Raw genomic sequence first — 15,791 nt, 5'->3', positions numbered from 1 at the left:
ACGATTGCAAGGTGATCACGCATCAGCCGGACGAGTTCGAGCGCCTGTCGAAGGAGCGCGATGAAGCGCGCCGCGAATATGATCGCGTCGCCAATGCCGCGGCCGATCTCCTTGGCCGCCTGCACGCCATGGTGGACAGCGGCGAGCTGAAGGCCTTTCCCGAAATCGAGGCGCTGGACATCGCCCTGGTTCCCGCAGACGAACACGGCACCTGACTCTCCGGCGGGCGACGCCGCTTGCGTGTCGCCGAACTCGTGCTGCTACATTCCATTGATGGTCAGGAGCTTTCCAGCCTCCGAAAGCGGGGTCGTCTCGCATGAGACCACCTCCGCTGTGTTGGAGCGCCTGTTGAAGGACGCCCCACCCGAGGGCGTGACCATGGGCTGGGTGCTCTCCCATCTGCGGGAGCGCTCCTTCGGCTTCCTTATGCTGCTGCTCGGCACGGCCGCCATCTTCCCGGGCATTTCCGTCGTCGCCGGCCTCCTCCTGGCCATCCCCGCCTTCCAGATGGTGCTTGGCCGCCCGGTACCCGTCTTCCCCCGGCGCATCGCCGAACGCCGCATCGCCATGTCGCGCTTCGCCGCCCTGATCCGCCGCGCCATTCCGGTGCTCCGCGTGCTGGAACGTTTCATCCGACCGCGCTGGCCGACGCCATTCCAGACCACGAAGCGCGTCGTGGGCCTCTCCATCCTGGTCCTTGGCGTCTGCCTCCTGATCCCCATCCCACTGAGCAACATCCCGCCCGGCCTCGTCATCATGCTGATCGCCATCGCCTATCTGGAGGAGGACGGTGCCCTGCTCTCCGTCGCGCTTGCCGCCTCCCTCGCGCTTGTCGTGGCCATCGCGGCCGTGGTCTGGGGCACGGTGGAGACCACCCTCTGGCTGGGGCGCTGAACTTCCCTTCATGCACGAAAACGTGCGCCCACGGAGCGCGCGCGCGGCGTAGGGTGGTGCATGGAAAACGACCATCCGGCACAGGATTCCGATGCGCACGGCCCGGCGGCGCAAGGCGGAGCATCGCAGATGACAACGCCCCGATGGCGCCACGACCGCATCCTCTTCGAGGTCGAGGAACGCGGCGCAATGCTCGCCTGCTCCGTGTCCAAGGCGGCCATCCAGGATGCCTGCGGCCGGTATTCCAACCTGCCGCGCGACATCATGGCGGAGTTCGTCCGCCTGCGGGACCGCATCGAGAAGGTCGCCATCGCCAAGTTTCATGAGCGCCCGGACGGCTCCGACGCGCTGATCCATGTCTGGTCCGCCGATCTCGACGAGGACCCCGAGCCGCCCGCCGAAGCCAGCCAGGCCTCCCTCCAGCGCTGATCCCGGCCGGGCGAAAGCCGCGGCCTGTCGCAGACCGGCGTCAGGACAACATGGGGGCGGTCTTTCCCCTTGCCCCGCGCTGCGCCACGCGGCATCCCCCGCCCATGACTGGCAGAGAGGGCGGCGCCGCCCTGGAACCCCCGCCCGGCGAGAGTCCCATCGTGGTCCTCGTCCGGCCCCAGATGGCGCAGAACATCGGCACCGTGGCCCGTGCCATGGCCAATGGCGGCCTTTTCCACCTGCGCATCGTCGCCCCGCGCGATGGCTGGCCCCAGGCCATCGCCTGGCGCGCCGCCTCGGGCGCCGACCGCATCCTGGACGCCGCCACCATCCACGACACGGTGGATGACGCCGTGGCCGACTGCCACCGCGTCTTTGCCACCTGCCCGCGCCCACGCCACGTCATCGTCCCGGTCCGCACCGCCCGCGCCGCGGCCGAGGACCTGCGCCAGATCAACAGCGGCGGCCTCCGCGCCGCAATCCTCTTCGGCCCCGAGCGCGCGGGCCTCGACAATGAGGACATGGCCCGCGCCGACACGCTGGTCCGCTACCCGCTCAACCCCGTCCATATGAGCCTGAACCTCGCACAGGCCGTGATGATCCTCGCCTATGAATGGTGGACAACGGAGGAGCCCACGCCCCCGCGTGCTCTCATGACCAACGAGACCCGCGTCGCCACCAAGGGCGAGCTGGAGGGCTTCCTCACCCGCCTCACCCGCGAGCTGGACGCCTGCGGCTTTCTTGACAACCTGCCCAAGCGCCCCGGCATGGTCCGCAACCTCCGCCACCTTTTCGAGCGCGGCGAGGTTACTGAGCAGGAACTCCGCACCCTCCACGGCGTGGTGACGGAACTCTCCCGCGGCCGCGTTGCCCGCGGCGGCCCGGCCGCCGTGGACCCGAAGATCGACGGCTGAGACGCCTCTTCCCCACCCTTGACCTTCCCATAGAGGGAAGCACCACCTTCCGCACCGCACGCCGCCAGCAGGCGGAACTGAACCCGCGCGACCACCCGCCCCCCGCACGGATGCAGGCGGCATGGCCGCCGGACACAGACCGGACGGACCCGAATGCCCCCCAGAAGAACCCATCCAGCCAATAGGTGCCGCGTCCTCCCGGCGGCCGCCATCGCCGCCGTCCTGCTGGGTGCCTCCCCGGCGAGCGCAATGGTGAGCGAGGGCTACGAGCCAGGCCGCTCCCCCGTGCTTTCGCACAGCTACAGCCTCCTGCCCGCCGATGCTCTCGAGCAGAGCCTGAAGGCTGACCGCGACTACCTGTCCGGCATGCGCCCGCACCATGCCGGCGCGTTGTCCATGTCCGAGGAATACCTGGCCGATCCGCAGTCGAGCAGTCCACTCCTGCGGGAGTTGGCCCAGGCCATCATTCAGAACCAGCGTTACGAGATCGCCCTGCTCGAGGAAGTCGCGCGCAAGCTCGACCAGCCGCCGCGCATGGTGAATCTCGGCTTCGCACGCTTCGCGATCCAGCCCGCCGGCACGGAAGGGCTGGCCCAGCGCTACCGGATCTTCCGGGCGCCCATCCCCGGTCCGCTGACGCCGGTGCAGACAACCGACCGCCTCGTCACCATGCGCGACGTGCAATTCGCCAAGGCCATGACGACCCATCATCAGGGCGCGCTCGAGATGGCCCGCGCTTACCAGGCGAACCCTGACGGCCGGAACACCTTCCTTGGCCTGCTGAACGTCGACATCATCACGGACCAGGCGCAGGAAATCGCGCTCATGCGCCGTGCCATCACCGCCTATCCGGGCGACGCCGATGCAGTGCCGGTGCCTGCCTCCATGATCCACGGGATGGAGGGCATGTCGCATGGCGCCCATGGCGGGCCCGCCTCTCCGAAGAGCCCCCATGCCGGACACGGCGCAGCGCCAACCCCCCATGCCGGCCACGGCACCGCCTCATCCACCGAGCCGGGCAGGGCAGCCCGCCAGTCGCCCCGCGCGCAGCGCGGCGAGGGCAGCCACGCCGGCCATGGCGCGGCGCCGCCCACGGCGCGCACCACCCAGCCCCCGGGCGGTCACGACCATCACGGCCACGCCCATCACGGTCATTGAGCGACTGGCCCGGCGCCCCAGCCGCTGGGCCATCCTCTCGATTGGCCTGTTGTTCCGCTCCCATGCCACCATCGCCCCATGGCGATTCCGAGACCACCCGGGCCCGGGCAGGCACCCGACATGCGCGAGGGCGGCGACCGCCGCCCCATCGCCGCCCGGAACCTCGGCGTCTCCGCCACCCTGGCCGGCTGGCTCATCCGCCACCGCGCTTCCGCCAACGGCATCTCCGCGGCCGGCATGGTGGCGGGGCTCCTGGCCGGGCTCGCCATCGCAGCAACCGCCTGGGTCCCGGGCGCCGCCCGCGCCCTCTGGATTCTCGGCGCCCTCCTGATCCAGCTTCGCCTCCTGGCGAACATGATGGATGGCATGGTCGCCGTCGGCCGCGGCGTCACCTCGCCGGTCGGCGAGCTCTGGAACGAGGTTCCCGATCGCGTCTCCGACACGGCCGCCCTGCTCGGCCTCGGCATCTCCGCCGGCAGCCCTGCCTGGGGGCTCGCCGCCGCCCTGGCCGCCATGGCCACCGCCTATATCCGCGCCCTGGGCAAGTCCGCCGGCGCTCCCAGCGACTTCCGCGGTCCCATGGCCAAGCAGCAGCGCATGGCCCTGGTCACGCTCATCGCCCTCTGGTGCGCGCTCACCCCGCTGGGCTGGCAGGGCAATCTTACCTTGTGGGCCCTCATCGTCATCACCGTCCTTGCGACGCTGACCGCCCTCCGCCGACTCCATGGCGCCGCCCGTGCGCTCCGGGCCCGCTCATGATCCCGCATCCGCCCGGCGGCGCCTTTGCCCATCCGGTCACCACCGGCATCATCCTGGCCACCATCGCCGTTCTGACCGTCTCCGGCCTCGCGATCCTCTGGCTGTCGAAATCCGGCCGCGCCAAGCCCGAGTTCCGCCGGGAGCTCTGGCTCCGCTGGGCCTCCTGGTGCGTGCTGCTGCCGCTGATGCTCGGCCCGGTCCTGCTCGGCCGCCCCTGGACCATTGGCGCTGTCACCATCCTGGCCCTGCTCTGCTACCGCGAATATGCCCGCGCCACCGGGTTGTTCCGCGAGCGCCTGCTGAGCCTGGTGATCGTCCTCGGCATCCTCGCCGTGAACTTCGCGGCGCTGGACCACTGGTACGGCTTCTTCGTCGCCCTCTGGCCGCTCATGGCCTGCCTGCTGGCCGTCGCCACAATCCCGCTGGACCGCCCCGCCGGCTACATCCAGCGCACGGCGCTGGCCATCCTCGCCTTCATGCTCTTCGGCGCCGGCCTCGCCCATCTCGGCTACATGGCGAACGACCCCGGCTACCGCCCGCTCGTCCTCCTGCTGCTCACCGCCGTCGCGCTGAACGACGTGGCCGCCTTCACCTGCGGCAAGCTCATCGGCGGCCCGAAGCTGCTGCCCGCCACCAGCCCGAACAAGACCATCTCCGGCGCCCTCGGTGCCGTGGTGGTCACCACAACCCTCGTCGCCCTGGTCGGCGTCGCCATCTTCCGCGGCACCCCGCTGGCCAACCCTGTCTGGCTCATCGCCATGGGCGCCCTGGTCAGCGTGGCGGGGCAGGCGGGAGACCTGCTGCTCTCCTCCATCAAGCGCGACCTCGGCATCAAGGACATGGGCACCGTCCTGCCCGGCCATGGCGGTGTGCTGGACCGCTTCAACTCCCTCCTGCTGGTGGCCCCCGCCATCTTCCACCTCGTCCAGTACTTCCTCGGCTTCGGCCTCACCCAGCCAACCCGCCTGATCACTGGCTGAGGGGAGGGGGACCATGGAGGAATGGAAGCTCCGCCCCGCCCGCGACCTCGGCCTCAGGCCACTGGACCGCCTGCGCAGCCTCGGCCGCGAATCCGGCCTTGTCAGCCTTGCCCTGAACGCCACCTGGCGCCGCAGCGTACGCGCCTATCTTGCCACCGCGCACCGCTTCCGCGTGGAGGGGCGCGAGAACCTCCCCGCCGGCCCGCCCTTCGTCCTCATCGCCAACCACGCCAGCCACCTGGACGCCCTGGCCCTTTCCGCCGCGCTGCGCGGCGAGGCCGCCCGCCGCGCCCATGCCATGGCCGCCGGCGAACTCTTCTTCGGCAGCGCCGCCCGCTCAGCGATGGCCGCTTATGCCATCAACGCCCTGCCGGTCTGGCGCGGCCGCAGCCGCCGCGGCGATCTCGACACCATGCGCACCCGCCTCGCCGAGGATAGCCTGGTCTACATCCTCTTCCCCGAAGGCACCCGCAGCCGCACCGGCGCCATGGCCCCCTTCCAGCCGGGACTCGGCATGCTCGTCGCAGGCACGCAGATCCCCGTGGTGCCCTGCTGGCTTGAAGGGGCCCGCGCCGCCTGGCCCGCCGAATCCCGCACACCGCGCCCCGGGCGCCCCCTCCACCTCACCATCGGCCCGGCCCTGCGCTTCCCGGATGCGAGGAACGACCGCACCGGTTGGGAAGCCGTCTCCACCGCCGCCGAGGCAGCCGTCCGCCGCCTCGCCCCCAGGGGGATGCAACCCGGCCCGCCCGAACCATCTTCCAATTGACGCAACCGCCCCGATGCGCCGGAATGTCCCTTGGCGCCGCTGGGCGACCCCAACCGGAGGAATGAGCATGGCCTGGAAGACCCCGAAGATCGTGGAAGTCTCCGTCGCGATGGAAATCAACAGCTACGCCTGCGCCGAGGTCTGAATCCCGGCTCCCCCGGCCCGTGCCGGGGGACGAGACCACGATGCTTCGACTGATCGTGCTCGGCTCCGCGGCTGGCGGCGGCTTCCCGCAATGGAACTCCGCCGGCCCCGGTTGCCTCCGCGCGCGCGCCGGAGACCCCGCCGCCCGCCCTAGAACCCAATGCTCCCTGGCCGCCAGCGCCGATGGCGAACGCTGGGTGCTGCTCAATGCCGCGCCCGAGCTCACCGCCCAGATCGCTGCCACCCCGGCCCTGCACCCGCGCCCCGCGCCGCGACAGATCCGCCACTCCCCCATCGCCGCCACGATCCTGACCGGGGCGGAAGTGGACACCGTGGCCGGCCTCCTCTCCCTCCGCGAGCGCCACCCCTTTGCCCTTTACGGTACGGAACCCTCGCTTGCGGTGCTGGATGCGAACCCCATCTTCCGCGCCCTCAACCCCGAGATCGTCCCGCGCCGCCTCATGCCCATGGGCACCCCATTCCGGGTCCAGGACGCGGAAGGCAGCGACCTCGGCCTGACCGTCGAGGCCTATCCTGTTCCCGGCAAGGTCCCGCTCTACATGGAAGCCGGCGATGACCCCGGCCGCGCCGAGGATGGCGAGACCATCGGCCTCGCCCTCCGCGCCGGCACCGGCCCCGCCGCCCATTTCATCCCCGGCTGCGCCGCCATGACCCCGGCCCTGCGTACTCGCCTGCGCGGCGCCGAGCTGGTCCTCTTCGACGGCACCCTCTGGCGGGACGACGAGATGCTCCGTATGGGCGCCGGCCCCAAGACCGGCGCCCGCATGGGCCATATGAGCATCGACGGCCCGGAGGGCGCCATCGCCGCCTTCAAGGATCTCGGCATCCGCCGCCGCATCCTCATCCACATCAACAACACCAACCCCGTGCTGCTCTCCGACAGCCCCGAGCGCGCCGCCGCCAATGCCGCCGGCTGGGAGGTCGCCGAGGACGGGATGGAACTCACCCTGGAGGAAGCCTGCGCGTGACTGCCCTCTTGCCGCCCGATGAGCTTGAGGCCCGCCTCCGCGCCATCGGCGCCGAGCGCTACCACAACCTCCACCCCTTCCACCGGCTGCTGCATGGCGGGAAGCTCAACAAGGGCCAGGTCCAGGCCTGGGCGCTCAACCGCTACTACTACCAGGCCAGCATCCCCGCGAAGGACGCGACGCTCCTCGCCCGCCTTCCCACCACCGCGCTCCGCCGCGAATGGCGCCGCCGCCTCGAGGACCATGACGGGGACGGCAGCAAGCCCGGCGGCGTCGAGCGCTGGCTCCGCCTCACCAGCGGCCTCGGCCTGGAAGACGACTACGTCACCTCCCTCCAAGGCCTCCTGCCCGCAACACGCTTCGCCGTGGACGCCTATGTCCATTTCGTCCGCGAGCGTACGGTGCTGGAAGCCGTCGCCTCCTCCCTGACCGAGATGTTCTCCCCCGCCATCATCTCCGAACGTGTCAGCGGCATGCTCCGCGCCTATGACTTCGTGGATGAGGGCACGCTCGCCTATTTCACCCCGCGCCTGACCCAGGCTCCGCAGGACGTCGCCTTCGCCCTCGACTACGTCACGCGCGAAGCCCGCACGCGGGATGAGCAGGAACTCGTCCTCAACGCCCTCCGCTTCAAATGCGACCTGCTCTGGGCGCAGCTCGACGCGCTGCACCACGCCTATGTCTCCCCCGGCCTGCCGCCCCCCGGCGCCTTCGTCCCGGGCATCCCATGACCGCGATCGAGCCCACCACCATCCCGCGCTTCGCCCGCGGCATGCGGCTGCGCGAGGACCAGGCGCGCGCGCGCTGGGTCGTGGTCGGCCCCGAGCGCCTCTTCGTTCCGGACGAGATCGCGCTCGAAATCCTCCGTCTTCTCGACGGCACCCGCAGCGTCGATGTCATCGTGGACGACCTCGCCGGCCGCTTCGATGCCCCGCGCGACGCGATCGCCACCGATGTCCTCGCCCTGCTGCGCGACCTCGCCACCAAGGGCGTCGTCACGTCATGACCGCAGCGCCTCCGCCACCCCTCGGCCTGTTGGCGGAGCTGACGCATCGCTGCCCCCTGCGCTGCCCCTATTGCTCGAACCCCACCGAGCTCTCCCGCGCCTCCGCGGAACTGGATGCCGCCACCTGGGGCCGCGTCTTCCGCGAAGCAGCGGCGCTGGGCGTCCTGCAACTCCATCTCTCGGGCGGCGAACCCGCCGCCCGCCGCGACCTGCCCGAAATCGTCGCCCACGCCGCCGCAGCCGGCCTCTACAGCAATCTCATCACCTCCGGCGTGCTGCTCGATGCCGAACGCCTCTCAACCCTAACGAAAGCCGGTCTCGACCACGTCCAGCTCTCCGTCCAGGACGCCGAAGAAACCTCCGCCGACCGCATCGGCGGCATGCGAGGCGGCCACGCCCGCAAGCTCCGCTTCGCCGAGCACGTCCATGCCGCCGGCCTGCCGCTGACGCTGAACGCCGTCGTCCATCGCCAAAATCTCGACCGCCTGCCGGATCTCATCGAGCTCGCGCTCACCCTCGGCGCCGCGCGCCTCGAAATCGCGCATGTGCAATATTACGGCTGGGCCCTGCGTAACCGCGACGCCCTGCTTCCCAGCCGCGTGCAGCTCGACGCCGCCACCCAAACCGTCACCGCCGCCCGCGCCGCACACCAGGGCCGCCTTGTCATCGACTATGTCGTCCCCGACTACCATGCGAAGCGCCCCAAGGCCTGCATGGGCGGCTGGGGCCGCTCCTTCATCGCCGTCTCCCCGGCCGGCCGCGCGCTGCCCTGCCACGCCGCCGGAAGCCTCCCCGGCTTCGACTTCCCGGATGTCCGCAACGCATCCCTCGCCGAGATCTGGAACCATTCGGAAGCCTTCCAGCGCTTCCGCGGCACGGGGTGGATGCCCGAACCCTGCCGCGGCTGCGACCGCCGCGAACAGGATTGGGGCGGCTGCCGCTGCCAGGCCTTCGCCCTCACCGGAGACGCCGCCAGCACCGACCCCGCCTGCGCCCTCTCCCCGCATCACCACCTCCTGGACCTGGCGGTCCAGGAAGCGGCGGTCGCCGGCACGGATTTCATCTACCGGGAAATGAAGCGCCCCTCCATCGCGGAGGCCTGAGCTTCCCTAGCGCTGCGACACGTAATGCGCGATCGCCGCGATCTGCGCGTTGCTCAGCCCCTGCACCACGCCATTCATCTGCGTGTCAGACCCGCGCCGCTGGTCGTCGCGATAGGCCCGCAGCGTCGAAGCTAGGAAGTCCTCCCGCTGCCCCGCGATATGCGGCACCTGGTTCTGTCCAACCAGCGTCGGCAGGTGGCACACGCCGCAACGCAGCCGGTTCGCCAGCGCCGCGCCGTTGTTATAGGCGCCCACATTCCGCCGCGCCCGGTCCTCCGGCGGCGAATGGGGCAGGGAGGCGAAATACGCCCCCAGATCCTCCACCTGCTCGTCGGTCAGCCCCTCCGCCGCCGCCAGCATCGGCGGCACGTCGCGCAGCCCTTCGCGGAACAGCACCAATTGCAATGCGATGAACTCCCGCTGCTGTCCCGCAAGCGATGGGATGTCCTGCATCGCCGAAACGCCGCGCTCACCGTGGCAGGCCCCGCAATTGCGCTCCGCCGCCAGCGCCGCGCCCCGCGCCGCGTCCTGCGCGCGCGCCGTGGAAAAGGAAGAGGCCAGCGCAACCAGCGCCAGCCCCCCCAGAACAGACTTCAACATTACAGACTTCAACATTACAGACTTCAGCATCGAAGAATGCAGACCCCTCACCGCTGGTAGGAGATGCGGTAGATCGCGCCGTTATGCTCGTCGGAGACCAGCATCGAACCATCCGGCAGCATCAGCACATCGGTCGGCCGCCCCTTGAAGCTGTTGTCGCCGCTGTCGAGCAGCCCGGTCAGGAAGGGTTCCACCGTACCCTGCGAGCCATCCTCGTTCAGCGCCACCGTCACCACGTCGAAGCCGCTCTTCGCATCGCGGTTCCAGGACCCGTGGCGCGCAACAAAGGCTCGGCCGCGATAGGCCTCGGGGAACATCGTGCCGGTGTAGAAGCGCATCCCCAGCGGGGCCGTGTGGGGCCCGAGCAGCGCGACCGGCGCCGGGAACTCCGAGCACTTCCGCCCCGTATGCCCCGGATCCTGCCACGCCGCGCCGGAGCAATAGGGGAAGCCATGGTGCTCGCCAGCCCGCGTCAGCCGGTGCAGCGTGTCCTCCGGCGTGTCGTTGCCCGCCCAGTCGCGCGCATTGTTGCTGGCATAGAGCACGTTCGTCCCCGGCCGCCAGTCGAAGCCCACCGAGTTGCGCACCCCATGCCCGACCACCTCGCGGCCCGAGCCGTCCGGGTTGTAGCGCACGATCAGCGCATGCCGGTTCTCGTCGAAGGTGCAGACGTTACAGGGCACGCCGATATTCATGTACAGCTTGCCGTCCGGACCGAAGGCCGCGAACTTCCAGCCGTGATGCGCCTCGGTCGGCAGGTTGAAGGCCGCGGTCAGCTCCACCGGCTCGGCATTCGGGTTCTGCGCGATATTGTCGTAGCGCAGCACCTTGCTGATCGCGATGACGTAGAGCGAGCCGTCGCGCACCGCCACGCCGTTCGGCTGGTCCAGCCGCTGCGCCAGCACCCGCGGGGTGCGCGTGCCGCCCTCCTCCTTCACCGCATAGACGCGCCCGATCGTGCGCGTGCCGACATAGACCGTCCCATCGTCGCCGCGCGCCATCATGCGCGCGCCCGGCATGCCGGAGGCCCAGAGCTCCGCCTTGAAGCCCTGCGGCACCCGGATGGCATCGACAGGAATGCGATCGACGGGTGTCGCCGTCAGCCGCGGCGCATGCGGGGCGAGGGGACTGGTCGCCTGGTCCGCCGAACGGCCCTGCGCCCAGGAGGGCGGGGAGGCAGGCTGCTGCGCCAAGGCGGGCAGGCAGAAAGCGAGGCTGAGCGCGCCCGCTAGGGTCGAGCGCGACAGGATTGCGGACGCCATTGACTTCCTCCTCAGCGGCGCTTGTGCGCCGTTTCCGTGGGAGGCTAGGCCATGAGCTCGCGGTAAGACAACGGCCCGCCGGCCTGCGCCGGCGGCACGGCGGATAACGATTGGAACAGCCCGCACCGTGCCGACGCGCCGCAGGGAACGCGTCAGCCAGCCCGCGCCGCGGATGGGTTCGGCAGGTCCATCGCCTCAGAAATTGCGGAGTAGGGCAAGGCGGCGCGGTCGTTCACCCGCCGCACCGCATCCGCGCTCTCCGCCTCGAACAGGCAGAGGCAGCGCGCATCCCCGGGCATGAAGACCGAACGCAGGTAGCGCACGGGCGTCCCCTCCGCGCTGCTCCGCTCCGCCTCGCCAATTGCCGCCGCCTGCGCACCCGCAAGGGCTTCCATCGTGATGCCGGGCAGCATCCGATCCACCGCATAGACCGTCATCGGGGCAACCTCCTTCTCTCCGGACCGCATCATGCTGGCCCCGTCGCCGCCCGCCGGAAAACAGCTTCTGCCTATGCGCCCATAGACGGCGCCTGTGGCCGTCCGGTGCCGTTCCGGAACCATTCTGTTGACGCAGCCTTGGCACGATCCCCAAGCTTGGGCGCCATGGAAATGCACCAAGTCCGCTATTTCATCGCCGCGGCGCGAAGCCTGAGCTTCACGCGGGCTGCGGAACAGTGCCACGTCTCCCAGCCGGCCCTGACGGCGGCGCTCAAGAAGCTGGAGGCGGATCTCGGCGGGCCGCTCTTTCACCGCGAACACAACAGGCTCCGCCTGACCGAACTCGGACGGCGCATGGAGCCGCTGCTCACGGAAATGCTGGAGCGCGCCGATGCGGCGCGCAGCGCGGCCGAAAGCCTCCGCCTCCTCCGCCAGTCCCCCGTGCGCGTCGGCGTCATGCCCACTCTCGGCCCGGTGCGGCTTGCGCGCTTCCTCTCGGATTTCGAGCGCGCCCATCCCGGCATCGAGGTGGCGATCCGCGAGGGCCGCCCCGTTGAGCTCACCGCGGCGCTTGAGGCCGACGAGAGCGATGCCGCCATCCTCAACCCGCTGGATGTCCCCGCCGAAGCCTGCCGGATCGAGCCGCTCTACACGGAACGCTATGTCGTGCTGCTGCCCCCCGGCCACCCGCTGAGGGAACGCGCCGCCCTCACGCTGCGCGACCTGTCACGCCAGCCCTATGTGGACCGCCTGGCCTGCGAGATGCGCGAGCGCGTGGTCGCGGCCTGCGGCGACCTCGGGGTGGAGCTCTATGCCCGCTACCGCTCGGAGCGTGAGGATTGGGTGCAGGCGATGGTCGCCGCCGATCTCGGCTTCGCCTTCATGCCCGAGCATTCGATCACCCATCCCGGCACGATCCAGCGCGCCCTGTCCGACCCGGCGGTGGAGCGGACGATCGCCCTGGCCACCATGCCGGGCCGGCCGCATTCCCCGGCCGTGGCGGCCTTCATCCAGGCCGCCCGCCGCCACCGCTGGCTCGGCTGAAGGCCGCCGCTAAAGGCGCCCCTCGGCGTCCAGTCGCTTCAGCAGCCGCTTTGCCAGCCATTTCCCGATCAGCCCGGCCACCGGCGCCGCCGGCAGCACCAGGATCCATCCCGCATGGACGTTTTGCGTCACCATGCCCATCCCGATGCCGAGCATCAGCCCGCCCACCAGGCTCCCCACTACCCCGGCGGTCAGCCCAAGGATGAGAATGTCTTGCCGAAGTCCCATGCCGCGCCGGTTACGGGCCCCCGGAGCCTTTGACAAGCGAGCTTCCCGCCAGGATTTGACATTCTTGGCTCCATCGCCTATCGGCCCGGCTCTTCCCGGGAACGTGGACGTGCTGAGGGGCCCCAGGCTCTCTCCAGGCGCGCGCCCGCCTCCAGCCATCCGGCCGGGGGCCTACCGGGACAACACACGGGTTCCAGCCACACCACGAATGTGGGGGCGCAAACCCGGGCTGCATGATGAAGGACCCCGTCGCATGACCAAGCGCGCGGAAAGCAAGTACAAGATCAATCGCCGCCTCGGCGTGAACCTCTGGGGCCGCGCCAAGTCCCCGATCGCCAAGCGCGAATATGGCCCCGGCCAGCACGGCCAGCGCCGCAAGAACAAGCCCACCGACTTCGGCATCCAGCTGATGGCCAAGCAGAAGCTCAAGGGCTACTACGGCAACATCGGCGAGAAGCAGTTCCGCAAGTACTATGACGAGGCCGTGCGCCGTAAGGGCGACACCTCCGAGAACCTGATCGAACTGCTCGAGCGTCGCCTGGATGCGGTCATCTACCGCATGAAGTTCGCGGTCACCCCCTTCGCCGCCCGCCAGTTCGTCAACCACGGCCATGTCACCGTGAACGGCAAGCGCGTGAACATCCCCTCCTACCTCGTGCGCGATAACGACGTGATCGAGGTGAAGGAGAAGTCGAAGGGCCTGACCGCCGTGCTCGACGCCGCCCAGTCCGGCGAGCGTGACGTGCCGGAATACATCCAGGTGGACCACCGCCAGATGAAGGGCAGCTTCGTGCGCGCCCCGAAGCTGTCGGACGTGCCCTACCCGGTGCAGATGGAACCGAACCTCGTGGTCGAGTTCTACTCGCGGTAACCTGGCGCCCATCTGCGGCGTTGCCCGGACGGCCGGAGGGAATACCCTCCGGCCGTTCCTGTTTCCGGGGATTTGTGCCGACATGCCGCAGGACCAGTTCCGCCGCCTTCTCTGCCTTATCCTGCCCTGGGTGCAGATCGCCACCGCCTTCCTGCCGGCGCTCGGCATCGGCACCTCCATGAGCGCCGTCTCCGCCGCCTCCCGCACCCCGGTGGTGCCCGCCGGCTATGCTTTCTCCATCTGGAGCCTGATCTTCGTCCTGGCCGCCGCCTATGGCATCTGGCAGTTCCTCCCCGCCAATCGGGAGAGCGCCCTGGCCCGCCGCACCGGCTGGCCGCTGGCCGGCGCCTTCGCCGCCAACACCATCTGGCAGGTCACCTCCCAGATCACCGGCTCTGTTGGCTTCGGCCTCTTCGCCATCATTCTCGTCAGCCTCGCCTGCGCCCTGGCGGCCCTCTTCATGGCCCGCAACACGCCCGAGGCCGGCGTCGGTCCCCGCTGGATCGTCACCCCGCTCACCGGGCTCCTGGCCGGCTGGCTCACCGCCGCGAGCTTCGTGAACCTCTCCAGCGCCGCCCGCTACGCGAACATCCTGCCCGAGCACGGCCTCGCCGCCACGCTCTTCGCCGTGGTGATTCTCTTGGCCGCTGGCGGCGCGGCGGCCGCCATCATCTGGCTACTGAACCGCGACGCCGCCTGGTTCGCCGCCGCCCTGGCCTGGGCCCTTATCGGCGTCGTCGCGGCCAATCTTGGCGTGAACCAGGTGAACATCCCCGCCGCCCTGACCGCCGCCGTCATGCTGGCCCTGGTCATCGCCGTCGCCTGGCAACGTCGCCGCGCCGCCCCCAGCGCTGCATGACCACCGGAGCCAGGATCGTCTTCGACGACGCGGAGGTGCGGGCCATCTTCCATTCCGCCCGGGCCCAGGCGGGCTAGGAACTCCCGCCGCGCCGCAGCTTCGGCAGCACCGCCAAGGCCACCACCACCAGCTGCCCGGCCGCAAGAAGCTGCGGCAGCAGCCAGCTGCCCGTGGCCGTCACCAGCCCCGCGAAAATCGCCGGCGGAATGAGGTAGCCGAGGAAGCACAGGGTGGTGGAGCCCGAGGTCGCCTCGGCGATCCGCCCGGGCGGCGAGAGCCGCGCCACCTCTGCCTGGTAGATCCCGTTCCAGCTCGCCACCAGCGATCCCGCCAACAGCCCGAGCAACAGCGTCCATCCGAAGCCCAGCGGCGGCAGCAGCACGAAGAGCGTTACCGCCGCCGCGCCGCCCAACCCCTGGCCGATCAGGTTCATCGCCCCGTTGCCGGTGCGGTCCGCCATCCAGCCGAGCACGATCCGCGCCAACACCCCGCCCGCCTGCATCGCCGCGAAGACCGCACCCGCCTGCACGAGGCTGAGCCCCCGGGTCTCGGTCAGCCAGGTCACCGCGAAGGCGAAGAAGCAGCCCTGCACCGTGGCGAGGGAGCAGGCGAGCCAGGTCAGCGGCGGCAGCAGCGGATGCAGCCGCAGTGCCGCGAAGGGGCCGACCAGATTACCCCGCCCCAGCAGCGCCCGCGGATGGATCGCCCGCGCCGGCTCCCGCTCCACGTCCAGCATGGCGCGGCTGGGCTGGATTGCCGCGGCCGCCGCCGCCGCGATTCCGACCGCGAGGGCAATCGCCGCCGGCCAACCCAGCGCGACCGCCACGGGCGCGATCAGCAGCCCCGCCAGCACGCCCCCGAGGGGAGCGCCGGCCTGCTTGACGGAAAAGATGAGTGAGCGGTGCCGCGGCGGCGCCGTGGCCGCCAAGATGCGGCTGCCGGCGGGCGGGGTGGGGCCGTAGCCGATGCCGACCAGGAAGGCTGCCAGCGCCAGTGCGGCCATCCCGCCCGACGCCGCCATGGCGAGACCGGCGGCGGCGGCCAGGGCGCCGCATTGCAGGGTCCGCACCGGGCCGAAACGGGCCAGGAGGGGATTGCCGATGGTGAGGAAGGCGAGGGTGCCGAGGGTGGACAGGGCGGAGAGATGGCCGGCGGCCTCGGGCGGCAGGCCGGCGCTGCCGGTCAGGAGGGGCGCCAGGACCGGGACGCACTGATTAAGGAAGGCCGCCACCGTCTGCATCAGCAGGGTGACGGCCAGCGCGACCTTCCAGGAGGCGCTGGCCAGGCTCGGCAGGGACTCCCCGGGCGGGGGATCGTCCGGGAAGTCCTTGGGGCTCACGCGGCC

At 70.4% G+C, this 15,791-nt stretch carries 21 protein-coding genes; 16 read left to right on the top strand and 5 right to left on the bottom strand.

Going from position 1 to position 15,791, the window contains the following annotated elements; translation table 11 throughout:
* Positions 1-11: 11 nt before the first annotated feature.
* From GSE44_RS03640 to pqqE, 13 genes are all read left to right on the top strand, one after another.
* Positions 12-215, top strand: a complete 204-nt coding sequence (locus GSE44_RS03640; RefSeq protein ID WP_159347433.1) for a hypothetical protein — start codon at positions 12-14, stop codon at positions 213-215.
* A gap of 58 nt (positions 216-273) precedes the next feature.
* Positions 274-894, top strand: coding sequence for an exopolysaccharide biosynthesis protein (locus GSE44_RS03635; protein WP_159347431.1), 621 nt, complete (start codon positions 274-276; stop codon positions 892-894).
* Positions 895-1,023: 129 nt separating this feature from the next.
* Entirely contained in the window at positions 1,024-1,323 is a 300-nt protein-coding gene (locus tag GSE44_RS03630; protein WP_159347429.1) for a DUF1488 family protein, read from the top strand.
* 104 nt (positions 1,324-1,427) lie between these two features.
* The gene (locus GSE44_RS03625; RefSeq protein WP_159347427.1) at positions 1,428-2,237 is read left to right on the top strand and encodes an RNA methyltransferase; all 810 of its coding nucleotides are present in this window, start codon (positions 1,428-1,430) and stop codon (positions 2,235-2,237) included.
* A 153-nt stretch (positions 2,238-2,390) separates the two neighbouring features.
* A complete protein-coding gene (locus GSE44_RS03620) occupies positions 2,391-3,395 on the top strand; it encodes a DUF305 domain-containing protein (protein WP_159347425.1) in 1,005 nt (334 codons plus the stop codon).
* Between the two features lie 120 nt (positions 3,396-3,515).
* Positions 3,516-4,154, top strand: coding sequence for a CDP-alcohol phosphatidyltransferase family protein (locus tag GSE44_RS03615; protein ID WP_159347423.1), 639 nt, complete (start codon positions 3,516-3,518; stop codon positions 4,152-4,154).
* The gene (locus GSE44_RS03610) at positions 4,151-5,134 is read left to right on the top strand and encodes a phosphatidate cytidylyltransferase (RefSeq protein ID WP_159347422.1); all 984 of its coding nucleotides are present in this window, start codon (positions 4,151-4,153) and stop codon (positions 5,132-5,134) included. Before GSE44_RS03615 ends, GSE44_RS03610 begins: the two co-directional genes overlap by 4 nt.
* A gap of 13 nt (positions 5,135-5,147) precedes the next feature.
* Positions 5,148-5,903: a lysophospholipid acyltransferase family protein gene (locus tag GSE44_RS03605; protein ID WP_159347420.1), complete on the top strand. Its 756-nt coding sequence runs from the start codon at positions 5,148-5,150 to the stop codon at positions 5,901-5,903.
* A gap of 67 nt (positions 5,904-5,970) precedes the next feature.
* Positions 5,971-6,048, top strand: coding sequence for a pyrroloquinoline quinone precursor peptide PqqA (gene pqqA / locus GSE44_RS25250; RefSeq protein ID WP_201305925.1), 78 nt, complete (start codon positions 5,971-5,973; stop codon positions 6,046-6,048).
* Positions 6,049-6,088: 40 nt separating this feature from the next.
* Complete coding sequence (pqqB, locus tag GSE44_RS03595) at positions 6,089-7,036, top strand: pyrroloquinoline quinone biosynthesis protein PqqB (RefSeq protein ID WP_159347416.1); 948 nt, start codon at positions 6,089-6,091, stop codon at positions 7,034-7,036.
* On the top strand, positions 7,033-7,767 hold the full coding sequence (gene pqqC / locus GSE44_RS03590) for a pyrroloquinoline-quinone synthase PqqC (protein WP_159347414.1): 735 nt from the start codon (positions 7,033-7,035) through the stop codon (positions 7,765-7,767). The genes pqqB and pqqC overlap by 4 nt, the downstream gene beginning before the upstream one ends.
* On the top strand, positions 7,764-8,042 hold the full coding sequence (gene pqqD / locus GSE44_RS03585) for a pyrroloquinoline quinone biosynthesis peptide chaperone PqqD (protein ID WP_159347413.1): 279 nt from the start codon (positions 7,764-7,766) through the stop codon (positions 8,040-8,042). Before pqqC ends, pqqD begins: the two co-directional genes overlap by 4 nt.
* A complete protein-coding gene (pqqE, locus tag GSE44_RS03580; RefSeq protein WP_159347411.1) occupies positions 8,039-9,145 on the top strand; it encodes a pyrroloquinoline quinone biosynthesis protein PqqE in 1,107 nt (368 codons plus the stop codon). Before pqqD ends, pqqE begins: the two co-directional genes overlap by 4 nt.
* A gap of 6 nt (positions 9,146-9,151) precedes the next feature.
* Here pqqE and GSE44_RS03575 read toward each other — a convergent pair whose 3' ends face one another.
* The 3 genes from GSE44_RS03575 to GSE44_RS03565 form a co-directional block, all read right to left on the bottom strand.
* A complete protein-coding gene (locus GSE44_RS03575; protein ID WP_159347409.1) occupies positions 9,152-9,745 on the bottom strand; it encodes a c-type cytochrome in 594 nt (197 codons plus the stop codon).
* Positions 9,746-9,792: 47 nt separating this feature from the next.
* Positions 9,793-11,007, bottom strand: coding sequence for a PQQ-dependent sugar dehydrogenase (locus tag GSE44_RS03570; protein WP_159347407.1), 1,215 nt, complete (start codon positions 11,005-11,007; stop codon positions 9,793-9,795).
* Between the two features lie 152 nt (positions 11,008-11,159).
* The gene (locus tag GSE44_RS03565) at positions 11,160-11,444 is read right to left on the bottom strand and encodes a nickel-binding protein (protein WP_159347405.1); all 285 of its coding nucleotides are present in this window, start codon (positions 11,442-11,444) and stop codon (positions 11,160-11,162) included.
* A gap of 171 nt (positions 11,445-11,615) precedes the next feature.
* On the opposite strand from GSE44_RS03565, the gene GSE44_RS03560 reads away from it, so the two are divergent.
* Positions 11,616-12,488: a LysR family transcriptional regulator gene (locus GSE44_RS03560; RefSeq protein WP_235924537.1), complete on the top strand. Its 873-nt coding sequence runs from the start codon at positions 11,616-11,618 to the stop codon at positions 12,486-12,488.
* Between the two features lie 9 nt (positions 12,489-12,497).
* Here the strand turns inward: GSE44_RS03560 and GSE44_RS03555 are convergent, their stop codons facing one another.
* The gene (locus tag GSE44_RS03555; RefSeq protein WP_235924536.1) at positions 12,498-12,752 is read right to left on the bottom strand and encodes a hypothetical protein; all 255 of its coding nucleotides are present in this window, start codon (positions 12,750-12,752) and stop codon (positions 12,498-12,500) included.
* A gap of 217 nt (positions 12,753-12,969) precedes the next feature.
* On the opposite strand from GSE44_RS03555, the gene rpsD reads away from it, so the two are divergent.
* Together rpsD and GSE44_RS03545 are read left to right on the top strand one after the other, a co-directional pair.
* The gene (gene rpsD, locus GSE44_RS03550) at positions 12,970-13,587 is read left to right on the top strand and encodes a 30S ribosomal protein S4 (RefSeq protein WP_159347401.1); all 618 of its coding nucleotides are present in this window, start codon (positions 12,970-12,972) and stop codon (positions 13,585-13,587) included.
* Between the two features lie 82 nt (positions 13,588-13,669).
* Complete coding sequence (locus tag GSE44_RS03545; protein WP_159347399.1) at positions 13,670-14,446, top strand: hypothetical protein; 777 nt, start codon at positions 13,670-13,672, stop codon at positions 14,444-14,446.
* A gap of 73 nt (positions 14,447-14,519) precedes the next feature.
* Here GSE44_RS03545 and GSE44_RS03540 read toward each other — a convergent pair whose 3' ends face one another.
* The gene (locus tag GSE44_RS03540) at positions 14,520-15,785 is read right to left on the bottom strand and encodes an MFS transporter (protein WP_159347397.1); all 1,266 of its coding nucleotides are present in this window, start codon (positions 15,783-15,785) and stop codon (positions 14,520-14,522) included.
* Positions 15,786-15,791: the final 6 nt, after the last annotated feature.

The sequence above is a fragment of the Muricoccus harenae genome (assembly GCF_009848505.1).
GTDB lineage: Bacteria > Pseudomonadota > Alphaproteobacteria > Acetobacterales > Acetobacteraceae > Roseomonas > Roseomonas harenae.
This window is presented reverse-complemented; position numbering and strand designations above follow the sequence as displayed.

Coding starts and splice junctions, on each gene's coding strand:
- pqqD (WP_159347413.1), top strand. CDS start 7,764: ATGACCGCGATCGAGCCCACCACCATCCCGCGCTTCGCCCGCGGCATG.
- pqqB (WP_159347416.1), top strand. CDS start 6,089: ATGCTTCGACTGATCGTGCTCGGCTCCGCGGCTGGCGGCGGCTTCCCG.
- GSE44_RS03615 (WP_159347423.1), top strand. CDS start 3,516: ATGCGCGAGGGCGGCGACCGCCGCCCCATCGCCGCCCGGAACCTCGGC.
- GSE44_RS03565 (WP_159347405.1), bottom strand. CDS start 11,444: ATGACGGTCTATGCGGTGGATCGGATGCTGCCCGGCATCACGATGGAA.
- GSE44_RS03620 (WP_159347425.1), top strand. CDS start 2,391: ATGCCCCCCAGAAGAACCCATCCAGCCAATAGGTGCCGCGTCCTCCCG.
- GSE44_RS03575 (WP_159347409.1), bottom strand. CDS start 9,745: ATGTTGAAGTCTGTTCTGGGGGGGCTGGCGCTGGTTGCGCTGGCCTCT.
- GSE44_RS03545 (WP_159347399.1), top strand. CDS start 13,670: ATGCCGCAGGACCAGTTCCGCCGCCTTCTCTGCCTTATCCTGCCCTGG.
- GSE44_RS03560 (WP_235924537.1), top strand. CDS start 11,616: ATGCACCAAGTCCGCTATTTCATCGCCGCGGCGCGAAGCCTGAGCTTC.
- rpsD (WP_159347401.1), top strand. CDS start 12,970: ATGACCAAGCGCGCGGAAAGCAAGTACAAGATCAATCGCCGCCTCGGC.
- GSE44_RS03635 (WP_159347431.1), top strand. CDS start 274: ATGGTCAGGAGCTTTCCAGCCTCCGAAAGCGGGGTCGTCTCGCATGAG.
- GSE44_RS03610 (WP_159347422.1), top strand. CDS start 4,151: ATGATCCCGCATCCGCCCGGCGGCGCCTTTGCCCATCCGGTCACCACC.
- GSE44_RS03570 (WP_159347407.1), bottom strand. CDS start 11,007: ATGGCGTCCGCAATCCTGTCGCGCTCGACCCTAGCGGGCGCGCTCAGC.
- pqqE (WP_159347411.1), top strand. CDS start 8,039: ATGACCGCAGCGCCTCCGCCACCCCTCGGCCTGTTGGCGGAGCTGACG.
- GSE44_RS03605 (WP_159347420.1), top strand. CDS start 5,148: ATGGAGGAATGGAAGCTCCGCCCCGCCCGCGACCTCGGCCTCAGGCCA.
- pqqA (WP_201305925.1), top strand. CDS start 5,971: ATGGCCTGGAAGACCCCGAAGATCGTGGAAGTCTCCGTCGCGATGGAA.
- GSE44_RS03625 (WP_159347427.1), top strand. CDS start 1,428: ATGACTGGCAGAGAGGGCGGCGCCGCCCTGGAACCCCCGCCCGGCGAG.
- GSE44_RS03630 (WP_159347429.1), top strand. CDS start 1,024: ATGACAACGCCCCGATGGCGCCACGACCGCATCCTCTTCGAGGTCGAG.